This is a genomic window from Enterobacter sp. 301B, assembly GCF_003850715.1.
Lineage (GTDB): Bacteria > Pseudomonadota > Gammaproteobacteria > Enterobacterales > Enterobacteriaceae > Enterobacter > Enterobacter intestinihominis.
Window position 1 is genome coordinate 207,276 of record NZ_PQTC01000004.1, and the last position, 17,987, is coordinate 225,262.

19 protein-coding genes and 1 other annotated feature (1 of these 20 only partly in view) are annotated in these 17,987 nt (G+C 55.7%); of the genes, 7 read left to right on the forward strand and 12 right to left on the reverse strand.

The genetic code is table 11. From position 1 onward, the window contains the following. Positions 1 to 105: a sequence feature (Thr leader region), on the reverse strand; it reaches 13 nt to the left of the window's first position. From thrL to yjjY, 3 genes are all read right to left on the reverse strand, one after another. Continuing rightward, complete coding sequence (gene thrL, locus C3451_RS06500) at positions 44 to 112, reverse strand: thr operon leader peptide (protein WP_015572623.1); 69 nt, start codon at positions 110 to 112, stop codon at positions 44 to 46. (Overlaps the previous feature by 62 nt.) A gap of 211 nt (positions 113 to 323) precedes the next feature. Further along, the gene (locus tag C3451_RS06505) at positions 324 to 1,010 is read right to left on the reverse strand and encodes a tRNA/rRNA methyltransferase (protein ID WP_038415292.1); all 687 of its coding nucleotides are present in this window, start codon (positions 1,008 to 1,010) and stop codon (positions 324 to 326) included. Positions 1,011 to 1,409: 399 nt separating this feature from the next. Continuing rightward, positions 1,410 to 1,550 carry a protein YjjY gene (gene yjjY / locus C3451_RS06510; RefSeq protein WP_001541509.1) on the reverse strand — a complete coding sequence of 47 codons (141 nt, stop codon included), beginning with the start codon at positions 1,548 to 1,550 and terminating at the stop codon, positions 1,410 to 1,412. 95 nt (positions 1,551 to 1,645) lie between these two features. Here yjjY and arcA point away from each other — a divergent pair, with 95 nt between their 5' ends. Next, positions 1,646 to 2,362, forward strand: a complete 717-nt coding sequence (gene arcA / locus C3451_RS06515) for a two-component system response regulator ArcA (RefSeq protein WP_124304260.1) — start codon at positions 1,646 to 1,648, stop codon at positions 2,360 to 2,362. A 48-nt stretch (positions 2,363 to 2,410) separates the two neighbouring features. Here the strand turns inward: arcA and creA are convergent, their stop codons facing one another. Next, a complete protein-coding gene (gene creA, locus C3451_RS06520) occupies positions 2,411 to 2,881 on the reverse strand; it encodes a protein CreA (RefSeq protein ID WP_003856503.1) in 471 nt (156 codons plus the stop codon). 214 nt (positions 2,882 to 3,095) lie between these two features. On the opposite strand from creA, the gene robA reads away from it, so the two are divergent. After that, positions 3,096 to 3,965: an MDR efflux pump AcrAB transcriptional activator RobA gene (gene robA, locus C3451_RS06525; RefSeq protein WP_022646995.1), complete on the forward strand. Its 870-nt coding sequence runs from the start codon at positions 3,096 to 3,098 to the stop codon at positions 3,963 to 3,965. Here robA and gpmB read toward each other — a convergent pair. Continuing rightward, complete coding sequence (gene gpmB, locus C3451_RS06530; RefSeq protein ID WP_006810187.1) at positions 3,962 to 4,609, reverse strand: 2,3-diphosphoglycerate-dependent phosphoglycerate mutase GpmB; 648 nt, start codon at positions 4,607 to 4,609, stop codon at positions 3,962 to 3,964. The two genes, robA and gpmB, sit on opposite strands and share 4 nt — an antisense overlap. Positions 4,610 to 4,657: 48 nt before the next feature. Between gpmB and yjjX the strand changes: the two genes are divergently transcribed. Continuing rightward, a complete protein-coding gene (gene yjjX, locus C3451_RS06535) occupies positions 4,658 to 5,173 on the forward strand; it encodes an inosine/xanthosine triphosphatase (protein WP_022646994.1) in 516 nt (171 codons plus the stop codon). 27 nt (positions 5,174 to 5,200) lie between these two features. Here the strand turns inward: yjjX and trpR are convergent, their stop codons facing one another. Both trpR and sltY read right to left on the reverse strand, forming a co-directional pair. Continuing rightward, positions 5,201 to 5,530, reverse strand: a complete 330-nt coding sequence (gene trpR, locus C3451_RS06540) for a trp operon repressor (protein ID WP_003856511.1) — start codon at positions 5,528 to 5,530, stop codon at positions 5,201 to 5,203. 55 nt (positions 5,531 to 5,585) lie between these two features. Continuing rightward, a complete protein-coding gene (gene sltY / locus C3451_RS06545; protein ID WP_022646993.1) occupies positions 5,586 to 7,523 on the reverse strand; it encodes a murein transglycosylase in 1,938 nt (645 codons plus the stop codon). 226 nt (positions 7,524 to 7,749) lie between these two features. Between sltY and ettA the strand changes: the two genes are divergently transcribed. Then, complete coding sequence (ettA, locus tag C3451_RS06550; RefSeq protein ID WP_014882470.1) at positions 7,750 to 9,417, forward strand: energy-dependent translational throttle protein EttA; 1,668 nt, start codon at positions 7,750 to 7,752, stop codon at positions 9,415 to 9,417. A gap of 126 nt (positions 9,418 to 9,543) precedes the next feature. Here the strand turns inward: ettA and C3451_RS06555 are convergent, their stop codons facing one another. Beyond that, positions 9,544 to 10,443: a LysR family transcriptional regulator gene (locus C3451_RS06555; RefSeq protein ID WP_023305412.1), complete on the reverse strand. Its 900-nt coding sequence runs from the start codon at positions 10,441 to 10,443 to the stop codon at positions 9,544 to 9,546. Positions 10,444 to 10,550: 107 nt separating this feature from the next. Here C3451_RS06555 and C3451_RS06560 point away from each other — a divergent pair, with 107 nt between their 5' ends. Continuing rightward, entirely contained in the window at positions 10,551 to 11,552 is a 1,002-nt protein-coding gene (locus C3451_RS06560) for a zinc-binding alcohol dehydrogenase family protein (protein ID WP_045621237.1), read from the forward strand. Between the two features lie 111 nt (positions 11,553 to 11,663). Here C3451_RS06560 and nadR read toward each other — a convergent pair whose 3' ends face one another. The 3 genes from nadR to serB form a co-directional block, all read right to left on the reverse strand. Continuing rightward, positions 11,664 to 12,896 (reverse strand): multifunctional transcriptional regulator/nicotinamide-nucleotide adenylyltransferase/ribosylnicotinamide kinase NadR, encoded by a 1,233-nt coding sequence (gene nadR, locus C3451_RS06565; RefSeq protein WP_003856522.1) that lies wholly within the window; start codon positions 12,894 to 12,896, stop codon positions 11,664 to 11,666. Positions 12,897 to 12,931: 35 nt separating this feature from the next. Beyond that, positions 12,932 to 14,317 (reverse strand): DNA repair protein RadA, encoded by a 1,386-nt coding sequence (gene radA, locus C3451_RS06570; protein ID WP_003856523.1) that lies wholly within the window; start codon positions 14,315 to 14,317, stop codon positions 12,932 to 12,934. Positions 14,318 to 14,392: 75 nt separating this feature from the next. Then, positions 14,393 to 15,361, reverse strand: coding sequence for a phosphoserine phosphatase (gene serB, locus C3451_RS06575; RefSeq protein ID WP_003856524.1), 969 nt, complete (start codon positions 15,359 to 15,361; stop codon positions 14,393 to 14,395). 117 nt (positions 15,362 to 15,478) lie between these two features. On the opposite strand from serB, the gene C3451_RS06585 reads away from it, so the two are divergent. Further along, positions 15,479 to 16,123: a YtjB family periplasmic protein gene (locus tag C3451_RS06585; protein ID WP_015572615.1), complete on the forward strand. Its 645-nt coding sequence runs from the start codon at positions 15,479 to 15,481 to the stop codon at positions 16,121 to 16,123. Between the two features lie 39 nt (positions 16,124 to 16,162). Beyond that, positions 16,163 to 17,179 carry a lipoate--protein ligase LplA gene (gene lplA, locus C3451_RS06590; RefSeq protein WP_022646990.1) on the forward strand — a complete coding sequence of 339 codons (1,017 nt, stop codon included), beginning with the start codon at positions 16,163 to 16,165 and terminating at the stop codon, positions 17,177 to 17,179. Between the two features lie 85 nt (positions 17,180 to 17,264). On the opposite strand, the gene deoD is transcribed toward lplA, so the two are convergent. Continuing rightward, positions 17,265 to 17,984 (reverse strand): purine-nucleoside phosphorylase, encoded by a 720-nt coding sequence (deoD, locus tag C3451_RS06595; RefSeq protein WP_003856538.1) that lies wholly within the window; start codon positions 17,982 to 17,984, stop codon positions 17,265 to 17,267. Between the last annotated feature and the right edge of the window lie 3 nt (positions 17,985 to 17,987).

The following is a 17,987-nucleotide window of genomic DNA, read 5'->3' on the forward strand; positions in this document are numbered from 1 at the left end:
GCACTGTTCAGGTGCGGGCTTTTTTCTGTTTTTCCTGTACGCGTCAGCCCGCATCGTTACCTGTGGTAATGATGATGGTTGTAGTAATGGTGGTGATGCTGATGCGTTTCATGGATGTTGTGTACTCTGTCATTATTATCTGTCTGTGCTCTATTCTTTTAGGGTTAAAGGATCGGACACCTTAAGTCAATGAATTTTTAATTTGATCACAATTCGGGACATTCTCACGTCCCGCTGCGTGCAGATTTATTTTCATCGGAATACCCCAGATGCAACCCCAGACATCAGCAGGATCGGCCATAATAAAAACCTATGACACTATTTTACTCGGCTAATTTTTTTTCAATATCATGAAGCAATCGGTGCAGCATTGCCGTGTCGCGCTGTTCAAGACGCCCCAGGCGCTGCTGTAACCAGTCCACCATTTTTTGATCGTCAGCGACGCCCAGTTGCTCGAGAAGCTTATCTGCACGAATACGCAGCGCCGCCAGCTGGTTTTCATCCGTTACTGACGCTGGCGGCTGAGAAATTTGTATTAAGGATGCTAATTGATAGCAGTACACCATCACCGCCTGCCCCAGATTGAGTGACGGATAATCCGCCACCATCGGCGCGCCCGTCAGGACGTCAGCCAGTTCCAGTTCTTCGTTAGTTAGCCCGGAATCTTCTCGCCCAAACACCAGCGCGGCTTTCTCCAGCCACTGGCTTTTTTCTTCCAGTAGTGGCACCAGTTCAGCAGGCGTGGCGTAATAATGAAACTTCGCCCGGCTGCGCGCGGTCGTCGCGACGGTAAACGAAATATCGTGCAGCGCCTCAGCGAGCGTAGCGTAAGTGGTTATATTATCGAGAATATCACCCGAACCGTGCGCCACCCATCGCGCAGCAGGCTCCAGATGCGCCGCGCTGTCTACGATACGCAAATCGGTAAAACCCATGGTCTTCATGGCACGCGCCGCAGCGCCAATATTTTCAGCTCTTGCTGGTGCCACCAGCACAATCGACAGATGCATTTATGCTCTCTTTTTAATCAGTTAGCAGGTAAAAATGTGATTCACTTCAACATATTACGCAGCACGAATTTACAATTTTGCAACACAAATCACCGAAATAGCGTTTCATAACAATTAAAAAAAGCTAAACTATTTTGTGGCTGAACAATCAGTTAGAATGTTAACAGAAGTCCATTATCCTTATGTTTTGTAATGATAATGACCTTATGAATACTCTTTTCCGATTGGATTCGTACCGTTTATCAATCAATGTCCGCAACTAGTTGGTTTATTGAAAAATTGTGACAAAGGCTAGCATTCAGCTACGATGATTTCATCAAACTGTTAACGTGCTACAATTGAACTTGATATATGTCAACGAAGCGTAGTTTTATTGGGTGTCCGGTGTCACTTAGCCTGTTATGTTGCTGTTAAAATGGTTAGGATGACAGCCGTTTTTGACACTGTCGGGTCCAAAGGGAAAGTACCCACGACCAAGCTAATGATGTTGTTGACGTTGATGGAAAGTGCATCAAGAACGCAATTACGTACTTTAGTCACGTTAAGCCGATCATGTTAATTTGCGACATGCATCAGGCAGGTCAGGGACTTTTGTACTTCCTGTTTCGATTTAGTTGGCAATTTAGGTAGCAAACATGCAGACCCCGCACATTCTTATCGTTGAAGACGAGTTTGTAACACGCAACACGTTAAAGAGCATTTTCGAAGCAGAAGGCTACGATGTCTTTGAAGCGACCGATGGCGCAGAGATGCATCAGATCCTTTCTGAAAATGATATCAACCTGGTGATTATGGATATCAATCTGCCGGGCAAAAACGGGCTTCTTCTGGCGCGCGAACTGCGTGAACAGGCGAACGTCGCGTTGATGTTCCTGACAGGCCGTGACAACGAGGTTGATAAAATTCTTGGTCTGGAAATCGGCGCGGATGACTACATCACCAAGCCGTTCAACCCTCGCGAGTTAACCATTCGTGCACGCAACCTGCTGTCCCGCACCATGAATCTGGGTACGGTCAGTGAAGAGCGTCGTAGCGTCGATAGCTACAAATTCAACGGCTGGGAACTTGATATCAATAGCCGTTCGCTGATTAGCCCGAACGGTGAGCAGTACAAACTGCCGCGCAGTGAATTCCGCGCGATGCTGCACTTCTGCGAAAACCCGGGCAAGATCCAGTCCCGTGCAGAACTGCTGAAGAAAATGACCGGTCGTGAGTTGAAGCCACACGATCGTACCGTTGACGTAACCATCCGTCGTATTCGTAAACATTTCGAATCTACGCCTGATACGCCGGAAATCATCGCCACGATCCATGGTGAAGGCTATCGTTTCTGCGGTGACCTCCAGGAGTAATCCTCCCGTCACGCAGTAAAAAACGGCGCTTTTGCGCCGTTTTTTTTATCAATGCCACGGCATAATCGGCACCGCGCTAATCGCGTTTTTCGGTGAGCCTTCCACGACTTTGTCGGAATAAGCCAGATAAGCCAGTGTGTTACGCTTCGCGTCATAAAAACGGACCACCTGTAGCTTTTTGAACACCAGCGAGGTCCGTTTCTGGAATACAACGTCGCCCTGCGCTTTGCCGTTTTTAATTTTGTCACTCAATTCCACCGGACCAACCTGCTGGCAGGAGATGGCCGCGTCAGACGTGTCTTCAGCCAGCCCCAGGCCGCCTTTAATCCCGCCGGTCTTCGCCCGGCTGACATAGCAGGTGACGTTTTTAACGTCCGGATCGTCAAAGGCCTCCACCACAATTTTGTGGTCCGGCCCAAACATTTTAAACACGGTGTCCACGGAGCCAATTTGCTCCGCCTGTGCCACGCGCCCTGCCATCAGCGCCAGTGCTGCAAAGACTAAAACCTTGTATTTCATATTGTTACCATTCATAAAAATTACGCTGAGCGATTATTCAACAGGTTAGATAAAAATGTAGCAAGATCACAGGATTAGAATATATCCGCACTTAAATCACCACAAAAAGCATTTATGCGCAAAAAAAACACTGAATGCTAAAACGTCAAAAAATGCTATTATCCGCTAACCTGTAAACAGGCACCTGCGGCAGTTTTAAGGATGAGGATAGTATATGGATCAGGCTGGAATTATTCGCGACCTGCTCACCTGGCTGGAAGGTCATCTCGACCAGCCTTTGTCACTGGATAATGTGGCGGCAAAAGCAGGCTATTCCAAGTGGCATCTGCAAAGGATGTTCAAGGATGTCACCGGTCATGCTATCGGTGCCTATATTCGCGCACGTCGTTTATCAAAGTCTGCTGTCGCGTTGCGCCTGACCGCGCGACCAATCCTGGATATTGCCCTGCAATATCGCTTCGATTCACAGCAAACCTTCACTCGCGCCTTTAAAAAACAGTTCTCGTTAACGCCAGCGCTTTATCGCCGCTCGCCGGACTGGAGCTCCTTTGGTATGCGTCCGCCGCTGCGTCTGGGCGAGTTTGCGATGCCAAAATATGAAATCATCACCTTGCCGGAAACGCACCTGGTCGGCACCACGCAGAGCTACTCCTGTTCCCTGGAGCAGATCTCCGAGTTCCGCCATCAGATGCGCGTTCAGTTCTGGCGCGAATTTTTAAGTCACGCTCCGGCGATCCCGCCGATTCTGTATGGCCTGAACGAAACGTATCCAAGCCAGGAAAAAGACGACGAGCAGGAAGTGTTCTATACCACGGCGCTGACGCCTGACATGGCGAACGGTTACATTCATGGCTCGAAGCCTGTCGTGCTGGAAGGCGGCGAGTATGTGATGTTCTCATACGAAGGGTTAGGAACGGGCGTTCAGGAGTTCATCCTGACCGTTTACGGGACCTGCATGCCAATGCTGAATCTGAATCGCCGTAAAGGTCAGGACATTGAGCGCTACTATCCGGCGCAAGATGCAAAACCGGAAGAAGGCCCTATCAATCTGCGGATGGAATTCCTGATTCCGGTACGTCGTTAACGCTGCAACTCATCCAGTGCAGGGGCATCAAGATGCGAAATGTCCCCTGCCATCTCAACCACCCACCCCGATGCCAGCCAGGCACTTTCCTGATAGTCGATACGGGAAATGGAACAGTTGCGCAGACGCAAACGGCGCTCGGCGTAAGCTGGCAGCCCCAGAATGGTACTCACCAGGCAACCCAGCGCGATACCGTGGCTCACCAGCAGCGGTCGGCTACCTGCCGGGAGTTTCAGGCACTCGGCCAGCGCGGCATGCATGCGCACGCTCAGCTCCTGCATGGATTCCCCCTCAGGGATGCGACCATCTTCAGTGCCGTTCACCAGCGTGCGACGCCAGCCTTCTTCGGTTTCCGTCAGCGTATCGATAGGGCGTTTTTCCAGCACGCCCATATCCAGCTCGCGCAGGCGCGGTTCAAGGGTCACGTCGCAGCCACAGGCATCAGCGATGATGCGTGCCGTCTGCTGCGTGCGGCCTAAATCACTGGAGATGACGTGAGTGATACCCAGCGTTCTGGCGCGCTCCGCCACCTGCCACGCTTGCTGCACACCTTTGTCGGTGAGAGGACTGTCTGACTGGCCTTGAATACGTCGCTCGGCGTTCCACTGCGTTTCACCGTGGCGAACAAGGTATACCTGTAACATGCTTTTTTTCCGTTATACTGCGATGAATTTTTTAAATCGAGCTTAATTATGCACCATGTTGTCTCTGCTACCACCAATCCTGCCAAAATTCAGGCAATTCTAAGGGCATTTGAAGAGATCTTCGGCGAAGGATCCTGCCATATTGACGCCGTCGGCGTCGAGAGCGGTGTGCCGGAACAGCCGTTTGGCAGCGAGGAAACACGCGCTGGCGCACGAAATCGCGTGGCGAATGCAAAAGCCGCCGCGCCAGATGCTGACTTCTGGGTCGCGATTGAAGCAGGTATCGACGAAGGGGCGACCTTCAGCTGGGTTGTCATCGAAAGCCGCGAGCAGCGCGGCGAAGCGCGTTCAGCCACGCTGCCGCTGCCGGAGGTCATACTGGAGAAAGTCCGCGCGGGTGAGGCGCTGGGGCCGGTAATGTCGCACTACACCGGCATTGATGAGATTGGTCGTAAAGAGGGGGCGATTGGCGTCTTTACCGCGGGCAAGCTCACCCGTTCGAGCGTTTACCACCAGGCCGTTATTCTGGCGTTAAGTCCGTTCCATAACGCGATTTATCGTTAAGTTTGTAGGCCGGATAAGGCGAAGCCGTCATCCGGCGTTTTTCAGCAATACCGCTTCAAGCCACTGACGCAGTTCAACCGGCGCCGACTTCAGGCTGTTTGAACCCCGGGTAATCGTCGCGATGCCCGCGCCCAGCTCGTTTTTCAGTTCACGCTGGCTCATTTCGCCACGCAGCAGTTCCTCAATAATGCGTACCCGTGTACCCAGCGCTTCACGCTCGTCTGGCGTCAGCATCAGCTGTAGCAAGGGTAAATGAAGATCTTTGTCGTAAGACTGGCGGAGCAACTCCACAAAACGAAGCCACTCCTGATGACGCTGTTCGGCCATGGCCGAGGAATACGGGGAATGCTGGGTCATGTTATGCTGCCTCTTGTACTCATTAGCGAGTACAGCATAACACAACCCGCGCCGATCAGTAACGTCTCTGCCACTCGGCATCGCTCATCAGGGCATCTTTCTCCCCCATGAAGTGCCGATAGTAGGCGTCATACGCCAGCACGTTCTTCACATATCCGCGCGTTTCCGAGAACGGAATGCTCTCGACGAACGCCACGGCGTCGAGTCGCCCTGCGCTGTTACCAAGCCATGTCCGCACGCGGCCTGGCCCGGCGTTGTACGCCGCTGACGCGAAGATGCGGTTATTACCGAACTGCTGATAGACGTACTGCAAGTAGCTGGTACCGATGTTGATGTTGGTCTCCGGATCCAGCAGCTGGGACGGGCTGCTGTAGCCTGGGATATTAAACATCTTCACCGTGTGCGTCGCGGTGCCCGGCATAATTTGCATCAGGCCGCTGGCCCCCACCGGCGAACGCACTTTCGGGTTCCAGGCGCTTTCCTGACGGGCAATGGCCATCGCGTAGCTTTGCGGAATATCTTTGCCGCTGGTGTAGCGATCGAACAGATCCTTATAAGCCAGCGGGAAACGCTCTTCGAGATGATCCCACAGCTTGCCGGCGATCGTCGCCTGCACGCTCAGATCCCACCAGCGATTATCAAACGCATAGCGGGCGAGCTGCGCCTTCTCGTCGGTGGTACGGCTGGTGACCAGGTTGGCCCATTCGCTGCGCGCGGTATTATCCAGATTCCAGTACATCAGCTCGCGCACGCGCGCCATTTCCGGACCCTGCGTCAGCGCCGGGTTCGCGTTGGCTGGCGCTTTGTCGATCTTCAGGGTGTACTCCTCACCCAGACGTTGCGCCGCCGCCATCGGGTAGAAGCCGCGCTGCTGCATCAGGGAGTGGAGGATCGCTTTGGCTTCGTCTTCACGACCACGCTCCAGCAGCAGGTCCGCCTGCCAGTAACGCCATTCATCTTTCTCTTTAGCATCCATCGGCAGGCGCGCCAGCCAGGTATTGAGGCCACGACGATCGCCCGTTCCCAGCGCCATGCGCACGCGACGCTCCACCAGCGAGACAGAGTTTGAACGCATTACCGCGTCGTCACGCCAGCGCGCCTGTTCGTCGGTGACATCTGTTCCCATCAGTCGCCATGCCACAATATCGCGCAGTTCCTGGGTTTGATCGTCATTAAGCTGCTGGGCCTGCACCAGCTGCGGGATCATCAGCCGGGCGTTTTCCACATCCTCACGCGCCACGCTGGCAAAGGCCACCGCCGCCATCTGGCGGGTAAAATCGGTCGCGCCGGTGGTACGCGCAAACGTCAGCACGGTATTGGGATCGTTTGCCAGACTGATAACGGCAGAGGCAATGGTCTGATAATCCGCGGGCATCTGGCCCGCCAGCACGGTGACCAGCCGGGTGTTACCGGCCTTCATCGCCAGGCGAATACGTTCCAGGTAAGAGAGCGGATCCTGCTTGCCCGAGGCGCGCCAGGCGCTGAACAGCGGGTCACAGGCGTTTGGCTGGCTTTTGCCCGTCAACCACAGCTCTTTCGCGCCGGTCCAGGCTTCCTCCTGCTGACCGGTCGCCCATTTCGCATAATAGTAATTACACTGCGCTTCCGTCGCGCCCGGCTTATCCGGGCTGAAAGCCAGCAGGCCGCGCCAGTCTTCGCGACGGGCCAGCTCGTTCACAAACCGTGACTTCAGGGTGCGCGCAGGCGGCAGTGTCGGGTTCGCCTGAATGAAGTTATTTACGGTGACGGTCGGTTGATTCATGAGATCATCAGTGATCTGACGATACTCCAGATACGGATACAGCGGATAATCCTTCAGCGTCGGCATCAGCGCCTGCACGGTATCCATCTGCTTGTTGTCCCATGCCTGCTTAATCTGGGCATAGCGGTTACGTTGTTCATCCAGTGAATCGGCATGCACCGCCTGGCTTACCGCCATTACGCATACGCTGGCAGCCAGCAGACGCCAGACCACCCGTTTGGCTTTTTCCACAAGCTCTTCCTCATTGTTTTTCGTCAGTTGCAGCGTCTTGCCACGTTAAAGTTACCTCAACTTATGCTAACCAGGCATCCCACAACGCGCCACGTCATGGACACTTTTTTACCTTTCTTGCGCGTTTTAACACTCCCGACGTTCCTGGCTGGGATTAGGGCGTGAAAAAGGCTACACTTCGAGGCTGAAATTCATTCTCATCACGATAAAAGAGGCGAAGTCCAACGTGGCTCAATTCGTTTATACCATGCATCGTGTCGGCAAAGTTGTCCCGCCGAAACGTCATATTCTTAAAAATATCTCGCTGAGCTTTTTCCCGGGCGCAAAAATCGGTGTTCTGGGTCTCAACGGTGCCGGTAAGTCCACCCTGCTGCGCATCATGGCCGGCATCGATACAGACATCGAAGGTGAAGCCCGTCCGCAGCCTGGCATCAAGATCGGCTACCTGCCGCAGGAACCTCAGCTGAACCCGGAACACACCGTGCGTGAATCCGTTGAAGAAGCGGTATCCGAAGTGGTTAACGCCCTGAAAGGTCTGGATGAAGTGTATGCCAAATACGCCGAGCCGGATGCGGACTTCGACAAACTGGCCGCTCAGCAAGGCAAATTTGAAGAGATTATCCAGGCGCACGACGGTCACAACCTGAACGTGCAGCTGGAGCGCGCGGCAGATGCCCTGCGTCTGCCGGACTGGGATGCGAAAATCGCGAATCTCTCCGGTGGTGAACGCCGCCGCGTGGCGCTGTGCCGCCTGCTGCTGGAAAAACCAGACATGCTGCTGCTCGACGAACCGACCAACCACCTGGATGCGGAATCCGTGGCCTGGCTGGAACGCTTCCTGCACGACTTCGAAGGCACCGTGGTGGCAATTACCCACGACCGCTACTTCCTCGACAACGTGGCGGGCTGGATCCTGGAGCTGGACCGCGGTGAAGGGATTCCGTGGGAAGGCAACTACTCTTCCTGGCTGGAGCAGAAAGATCAGCGTCTGGCGCAGGAAGCGTCTCAGGAAGCGGCGCGCCGTAAGTCTATTGAGAAAGAGCTGGAGTGGGTTCGTCAGGGCGCGAAAGGCCGTCAGTCCAAGGGCAAAGCCCGTCTGGCGCGCTTCGAAGAGCTGAACAACACCGAATACCAGAAGCGTAACGAAACCAACGAACTGTTTATCCCGCCTGGCGCACGTCTGGGGGATAAAGTGGTTGAAGTGACCAACCTGCGTAAGTCATACGGCGACCGCCTGCTGATCGACGATCTGACCTTCTCCGTACCGAAAGGTGCTATCGTCGGCATCATTGGTCCGAACGGCGCGGGTAAATCCACCCTGTTCCGCATGATGTCCGGTCAGGAACAGCCTGACAGCGGCTCTATCACCCTGGGTGAGACCGTGAAGCTGGCCTCCGTTGACCAGTTCCGTGACGCGATGGACAACAGCAAAACCGTGTGGGAAGAAGTCTCCGGCGGTCTGGATATCATGCGTATCGGCAACACCGAGATGCCAAGCCGCGCCTATGTTGGCCGCTTTAACTTCAAGGGCACCGACCAGGGCAAACGCGTGGGCGAGCTGTCTGGCGGTGAGCGTGGTCGTCTGCACCTGGCGAAGCTGCTTCAGGTTGGCGGCAACGTTCTGCTGCTCGATGAACCTACCAACGACCTGGACATCGAAACCCTGCGCGCGCTGGAAAACGCCCTGCTGGAATTCCCGGGCTGCGCCATGGTTATCTCGCACGACCGCTGGTTCCTTGACCGTATCGCAACCCACATTCTGGACTACCAGGACGAAGGTAAAGTGGAGTTCTTCGAAGGTAACTTCACCGAATACGAAGAGTACAAGAAACGCACGCTGGGCGCAGACGCGCTGGAGCCGAAGCGTATTAAGTACAAGCGTATTGCGAAATAAAAGCAAAACGGCAACTTCGGTTGCCGTTTTTTATGTTTGTTCCCTCTCCCCGTGAGGGGGCCAGAGTGAGGGCATCAGGCCGCACAGTGTGTAGGCCGGGTAAGGCGAAGCCGCCACCCGGCTTTTTTATTTGCCCACGTAATACCGCTTCACCTCATCAAACTGCATCGCAAAGTCGATATATCTCATCAGCGCAGGCGAATTGAGCTTACGGCTCGGATAGGCCAGCCAGAGATCGTTCCCCTCAACGCGCCACTCCGGTAGCACCTTTACCAGCGCGCCCTTTTCAATTTTATCTTCCAGCAGGAATGCGGGTAACAGCGTGATCCCCGCCCCGGCAATGGCGCATTCTCGGGCGTACACCAGGTTATCCGTCATGTGGGCGTTATCCGGCAGGTAGCGGTAATCCTCACTCTCGCTTCGCAGAAGCCACTCCGACCATGCCCGGTGCGTAATGCAGCGGTGATCCACCAGCTGTCGGGGATGGATTAACGGCGCCCGACGCGCCAGATAGTCAGGCGAGGCCAGCATGTAGCGCGGACAGTGCCCAATCATGCGGCCAATCAGGGAAGAATCCTGCGGTTTGCCGGTGCGCAGCGCCACGTCAAAACCCGACTCGACCAGATCTACCACATCGTCTGAAATTGATACATCCAGCGACACGTCAGGGTAGCGAAGCTGGAACTCGGCATTCATATGCGCCAGCAGCGTCGCGCCAATCCCTGCCGGACAGGTGATCCTCAGCCGTCCGCTGGGGTTTTCTCGCAGCCGCTGAATGGCATACTCCGCGCGCTCGCTGGCCGCCAGCATCTCGCGGCAGTGCACCAGATAGTGCTCGCCCGCAAACGTCAGGCTTATTCTGCGCGTCGTGCGGTTAAGCAGGCGGATCCCCACCTGCTGCTCCAGCTGGCTAATGCGCTGGCTGACGCTGGATTTCGGCAGTTCCGCCTTCTGCGCCGCCGCAGTAAAGCTGCCCATCTCAGCCACCAGCGCAAACAGCGCCATATCCTGTAGCTGTTTAAACATGATTGTTCACCCTGTACGAACGCTGAGTTCTTGATTGTCCATCTTATCATGCAGCTGACCACTTAATAGACTAGCCTCAACACAACGCATTCATTGAGGAGAACACCATGTCTGTTAAAGCCATTGCCGTTAACCCAGAAAATCCCTCCACCTTCGTTGAAATCACCCCGCCGATGCCGCAGCCCGGCGAGTACGATCTGCTGGTGGAGGTGAAAGCCGTCTCCGTAAACCCGGTGGATACCAAAGTACATGCAGGCATTGCCAAAAGCGGGCTGAAGGAGCTGCGCATTCTCGGGTGGGATGCCAGCGGGATCGTCAAAGCCGTCGGGGCTGGCGTCATTGGATTCAAACCGGGTGACGAAGTATGGTACGCGGGGGATATCACCCGACCGGGCAGCAATACCACGCACCAGCTTATCGATGCGCGCATTGTCGGGCACAAGCCTGCAAACCTTGGCTGGGCCTCTGCGGCAGCACTGCCGCTGACGGCGCTCACCGCGTGGGAAGGCCTGTTTGAACGGCTGAAGATTCAGGATGCCGACGCAGATAAAACGCTGCTGATAATTGGCGGCGCGGGTGGAGTCGGATCGCTGGCGATCCCGTTTGCGAAGCACAACAGCAAGGTGAAGATCGTCGCAACCGCCTCACGAGAAGATTCCGCCCGATGGTGTCGCGATCGCGGGGCTGACGTTGTCGTAAATTACCGCGACCTGAAGGGTGAACTGGCGAAACAGGGGCTCACCTTTGTGGATTACATTTTTATCCTCAACGACACCGACGGGCACTGGGATGCGGTCAGCGATCTGATTGCCCCTCAGGGACACATTTGTTCCATCGTTGAAAATGCGCATCCGCTAAACCAGGACAAGCTGAAGTCCAAATCTGCCGCCCTGCACTGGGAATTTATGTACACCCGCAGCATGTACCAGACCGCGGATATGGCGCGCCAGGGCGAGATTTTAAATGAGGTGGCGAAGCTGGTGGATAACGGCGTGGTGGAAAGCTCGCTCAGCGAAACGCTGCACGGGCTGAGCGTGGAAAGCATTACCGAAGCGCACCACATGGTGCTGGAGGGGCATATGCGTGGGAAAGTGGTGGTTGAGTATTGAGTGGTTTGTTCCCCCTCACCCTGCCCTCTCCCCACGGGGGAGAGGGTAAAGACAGCTCCGTGCGATCCCCTCTCCCCTTTGGGGAGAGGGTTAGGGTGAGGGGTAAGTTTTTTACCCCTGCTCACCCATCATCTCTTTCACCAGCTCGACGCAGCGCAGGAAACGGGTGTCGTAATCCGACTCTTCCACATGCACAAACTCAACGTTGTTCTCGTTAAGCATCTCCACCAGCATGGTCTGGAACTCACGCCTGTCTACCGAGCTGCCCAGGCTGCGCATGCCGTCGGCTACCCATGGGGTGTTGTTTTCCAGCAGGATAACCAGATCAAAGCGGTATTCATCAATCAGCGCCTGCACAAACGGGTGCTCGCGCCCCTCGTACTTTTTGCAGAACGCCTGCGTGGTGACGAAATCGGTATCAATAAAGGCGACTTTATTGGCGTATTTCACCGCGAAATCAATGTACTGGGCATGACCAAGCGCGATTTTATCGTAGTCGGAATACTGTAATGCCATCTCGTCACCACCGAGGTGTGAGAAGACGTAATCGCGGCCATACTCCCACGCACTGGTGGTATTGAAGATATTCGCCAGCTTATTCACCAGCGTCGATTTCCCGCTCGACTCGCCGCCGAGGATCGCCACCGTACGCACGAAGAATGGCTTCACCTCGGTCGGAATGTAATCCCAGTAGCGGAACGGGTTCTCGCGGATCTGCGCCCCGCTGATGTTCATAAAGGTGCGTTTAGGATCGATCAGCACGGTTTCGATACCCAGATGCTCGCGGAACTGCGGCGCGTCGGACTCTTCAGAGGTGTAGATCCAGTTAGGCGCAATGCCCTTCTCTTCCATAAACGCTTTGATGCCGTTGCTCCACACGTCCCAGCCGTGCGGGTACGGCTCCATGCCCTCTTCGTTAAAGGCATGAATACGAATATTTTTCTGATACTTAAATGTCTGAAGTAGCCAGCGCAGGCGGTCCGGCACGGTGGGCTGCTGCGACATGGCGCTGTCTTCAAACAGCTGGCGATCGCGGGTTTCATCATAACCCATGATGATATGCAGCTCGTCGACCTGGCTACAGGCGCGCTGGATCAGATAGATATGCCCGGTATGCAGCGGGTAGAACTTACCGAACACCACGCCAATGTTCTTTTGCATCCGCGGAAATTCAAGCCCCAGAAAACGGTGCAGCGCTTCCAGCTTCTGCGCGCTGGGGCTTTTGATTTTGGCGTTCAGCAGTTGGCTCAGGTAGCCCTTGGTCATGCCGCTGGCGTCCGCTACCTGCTGTAACGTGCAGCCCTTCTGGCGGATAGCGGTCTTGATGTAGTCAAATGATGACATAAATTACGGTGCCTCCTGCAAAATCGAATACGTAATTATAAGTCGTCAAAGACATTTAACGCATCTGCGAGTTTTTTAACGCCAAAAACCTGCATCCCTTCCGGGATTTTTTTCGGCACGTTGGCGGCCGGAACAATTGCGCGGCGGAAGCCATGTTTTGCCGCTTCGGAGATACGCTCCTGACCGCTCGGCACCGGGCGAATTTCGCCCGCCAGCCCTACTTCGCCAAATACCACCAGATCCTGCGGCAACGGTCTGTCGCGCAGGCTGGAGACCATCGCCAGCAACAGCGCCAGATCCGCGCTGGTTTCCGTAACCTTCACCCCACCAACCACGTTGACGAACACGTCCTGATCCGCCATTTGCAGGCCGCCGTGACGGTGCAACACCGCCAGCAGGATCGCCAGGCGGTTCTGTTCCAGACCGACCGCCACGCGCCGCGGATTACCCATCATCGAGTGATCCACCAGCGCCTGAATTTCAACCAGCAGCGGACGCGTCCCCTCCCACAGCACCATCACCGAACTACCGGACGTAATCTCGTCGCCACGGCTCAGGAAGATGGCCGACGGGTTGCTGACTTCGCGTAGCCCCTGCTCGGTCATGGCAAACACGCCCAGTTCATTCACCGCGCCGAAGCGGTTTTTATGGCTGCGCAGGGTACGAAAACGGGAATCCGCATCGCCGTCGAGCATCACCGAGCAGTCGATACAGTGCTCAAGCACTTTCGGGCCGGCCAGCGAGCCGTCTTTGGTGACGTGGCCCACCATCACTATCGCTACGCCGCGCGTTTTGGCAAAGCGCGTTAAGTACGCAGCCGTTTCACGCACCTGCGCCACGCTCCCCGGTGACGACTGAATGTCCGCCATATGCATCACCTGAATGGAGTCGATCACCATGAGCTTCGGCTGCTCTTCTTCGGCGATCATGCAGATCTGCTCGATGCTGGTTTCCGAGAGCATATTCAGATTGCCGGTCGGCAGACCGAGGCGGTGCGCGCGCATCGCCACCTGCTGGAGTGACTCTTCGCCCGTGACGTACAGGGTTTTCATCTGTTCGGCGAGCTTGCAGAGCGTTTGCAGCAGCAGGGTGGATTTACCCGCGCCCGGGTTACCGCCGATCAGAATAGCGCTGCCCGGCACTACGCCACCGCCGAGCACGCGGTCAAATTCTTTGAATCCGGTTGAGAAGCGCGGCAGCGCCTCAAGGCTGATATCCGAAAGTTTTTGTACCTTCGACACGCCTGCATTGCCCGCATAGCCGCTCAGGCGTTCATTGCGGGCCACGCTCGGCGAAGCCGCCACACCACGCACTTCGGTGATGGTGTTCCAGGCATGACAGGCGCTGCATTGCCCCTGCCAGCGCGGATAATCCGCACCACATTCATTACAGACAAATGCGCGTTTTGGAGCTTTCGCCACGGTTTACCTCGTTATTTCTGTGCGGTCTGCGCGCCGGATAGCGCTGACGCTTACCCGGCCTACAAAAGCAGGCCGCTATTTTTGATTAATGCTGCCGGAGAGAATGCAGAACACGCCCATCAGGTCAGCATGACGGATAGTGACTTCCGTCTTTTCATTCACTTTCGGCTTGGCGTGGTAGGCAATACCCAGTCCGGCAACTTTGATCATCGGCAGATCGTTCGCGCCATCGCCGATGGCGACGGTCTGTTCGACCGGAATGGCGTATTTCTCCGCCAGACGCGTCAGCGTATTGGCTTTGTACTGCGCATCCACGATGTCGCCAATCACTTGTCCGGTGAGTTTGCCGTCCATGATCTCCAGCTCGTTTGCCACCACGGTGGTCAGACGCAGCTTGTCACGCAGGTAATCGGCAAAGAAGGTGAACCCACCGGAGGCAATCGCCACTTTCCAGCCGAGCGTCTCCAGCTTGAGCACCAGCTGCGTCAGCCCTGGCATCAGGGGCAGTTCATCGCGCACCTGACGCAAAATGTTAGCATCGGCCCCCTTCAGGGTCGCCACGCGCTGTCTCAGGCTGGCGGTGAAATCCAGCTCGCCGCGCATCGCGCGCTCGGTGACTTCCGCCACCAGCTCGCCGCTGCCCGCCAGTTTAGCAATCTCGTCAATACACTCGATCTGAATGGCGGTGGAGTCCATGTCCATCACCAGCAGGCCAGGCGTTTTCAGGTGCGGAATTTTGCCGAGCGGGGCTACGTCCAGCCCGGCGTCGTGCGCCAGACGCGTGGCGCGCTGCGTCAGGGAACCCGCCAGGCGAATAACCTGATAATCTTCCACGCACCAGGCCGCAACGATGACCATCGCTGCGCCCAGTTTAGTTTGATACTGGGTGAGGCGTTGCTTATCCAGGCCGCGTCCGTACAGCAGCCAGCCGCTACGGCCAGCGTGGTAATCGAGAGGCATCACCTCATCGCCACTTAAAGAGAGCGGCAATCCTGGCCATAAAGAGACATCCGTTGGCAGGTCGCACCAGGTAATGTTCGGCATTGAAGCTCCTGTAATTTCGTTCGCGCCGGAAGGTTCCAGAGGGAAAATAACGCATGAGGCTACCCTGTAACCATCACTTCTGGCAACATTAAGCCGTAAATTTTAAGCAGGTGGAATATGGCTCGCGCAAAACTGAAATTCCGGCTTCATCGCGCCGTGATTGTCCTGATCTGTCTCGCACTATTAGTGGCGCTTATGCAGGGGGCATCCTGGTTTAGCCAGAATCACCAACGACAGCGTAACCCGCAGTTTGAAGAACTGGCCCGTACGCTGGCGCGCCAGGTGACGCTCAACGTTGCGCCGTCTATGCGCACCGAAACGCCGGATGACAAGCGGATAGCCCAGGTATTGCGCCAGCTTACGGAAAACAGCCGCATTCTGGATGCGGGCGTGTACGATGAACAGGGCGACCTGATTGCCCGCGCGGGTGAGCATGTCGACGTGCGCGACAGGCTGGCACTGGACGGCAAAAAAGCTGGCGGTTATTTCAATCAACAAATCGTTGAACCCATTCAGGGCAAGAATGGCCCACTCGGCTATTTACGTCTGACACTCGACACCCACACCCTGCCAACCGAAGCCAAACAGGTGGATAACACCACCAATATTTTGCGCCTGATGCTGCTGCTCTCGCTGGCGATTGGCGTGGTACTGGCGCGCACGCTGCTGCAAGGCAAGCGCACCCGCTGGCAGCAGTCGCCGTTCCTGTTAACCGCCAGCAAGTCAGTTCCCGAAGAGGAAGAGAGCGAGAAGAAAGAATAGTGATAAAGTAGGCGGATGATTCGGAAAAGGAACTCTGCCATGTCGACGTTACGCCTGCTTATCTCTGACTCTTACGATCCCTGGTTTAATCTCGCGGTGGAAGAGTGCATCTTCCGCCAGATGCCCGCCACCCAGCGCGTCCTGTTTCTCTGGCGCAACGCTGATACGGTCGTTATTGGCCGCGCGCAAAATCCGTGGAAAGAGTGTAACACCCGCCGTATGGAAGAGGACAACGTCCGCCTGGCGCGCCGCAGCAGCGGCGGTGGTGCGGTGTTCCACGATCTCGGCAACACCTGCTTTACCTTTATGGCGGGCAAGCCGGAATACGACAAAACCATCTCGACCTCCATTGTGCTCAACGCGCTCAATTCGCTCGGCGTGACGGCTGAAGCCTCGGGTCGTAACGATCTGGTGGTGAAAACACCTGAAGGCGACCGGAAAGTGTCAGGCTCAGCCTACCGCGAAACGATGGATCGCGGATTCCACCACGGCACATTATTGCTGAATGCCGATCTGAGCCGTCTGGCAAACTATCTGAACCCGGACAAGAAAAAGCTCCAGGCGAAAGGCATTACCTCCGTGCGCGGTCGCGTGGCGAATCTGGTGGATCTGCTGCCGGGGATTACTCATGAGCAGATTTGCGACGCGATCCGTGAAGCCTTTTTCAAGCATTACGGTGAACGCGTAGAAGCCGAGGTGATTTCTCCGGATAAAACCCCGGACCTGCCCAACTTCGCGGAAACCTTTGCGCGCCAGAGCAGCTGGGAGTGGAACTTCGGTCAGGCACCGGCGTTTTCACACCTGCTGGATGAGCGATTTACATGGGGCGGCGTTGAGCTGCACTTTGACGTGGAGAAGGGCCATATTACCCGCACGCAGGTCTTTACGGATAGTCTCAATCCTGCACCGCTGGAGGCGCTGGCCGCACGTTTACAGGGCTGTCTGTATCGGGCGGATATGCTGCAGCAGGAATGTGATGCATTAATTGGGGATTTTCCGGAGCAGGAAAAAGAGCTGCGGGATGTATCGGCGTGGATTGCTCAGGCCGTGCGCTAGTAAAAAAGCCCGCTGGCGCTGCGCTTAGCGGGCCTACAAAACCGTAGGCCGGGTCAGGCGAGGCCGCCACCCGGCACAACAGCTCTTACTCTTTATCGCCCAGCAGAACGGATTCCAGCGCGATTTTGATCATGTCGTTGAAGGTGGTCTGACGCTCGGCAGCGGTGGTCTGCTCGTGAGTACGGATATGGTCAGACACGGTGCAGATGGTCAGCGCTTTCGCACCGAATTCAGCCGCCACGCCGTAGATACCGGCCGCTTCCATTTCCACGCCCAGAATGCCGTATTTTTCCATCACGTCGAACATGTCGCCTTCTGGCGAGTAGAACAGATCGGCAGAGAACAGGTTGCCCACGCGCGCGTCAACGCCCAGCGCTTTTGCTGCGTCAACCGCGTTACGCACCATGTCAAAGTCAGCGATGGCCGCAAAGTCATGATCTTTAAAGCGAATGCGGTTGACTTTAGAGTCGGTGCACGCGCCCATGCCGATCACCACGTCACGCAGCTTAACGTCCATGCGCACCGCGCCGCAGGAGCCGACACGGATGATTTTCTTCACGCCGAAATCGGTGATCAGCTCTTTGGTATAGATGGAGCAGGATGGGATACCCATGCCGTGACCCATCACGGAGATTTTGCGGCCTTTATAGGTACCGGTGAAGCCCAGCATGCCACGCACGTTGTTCACTTCACGCACGTCTTCGAGGAAGGTTTCTGCAATGTGTTTCGCGCGCAGCGGGTCGCCCGGCATCAATACGACGTCAGCGAAATCACCCATTTCTGCATTAATGTGAGGAGTTGCCATCTT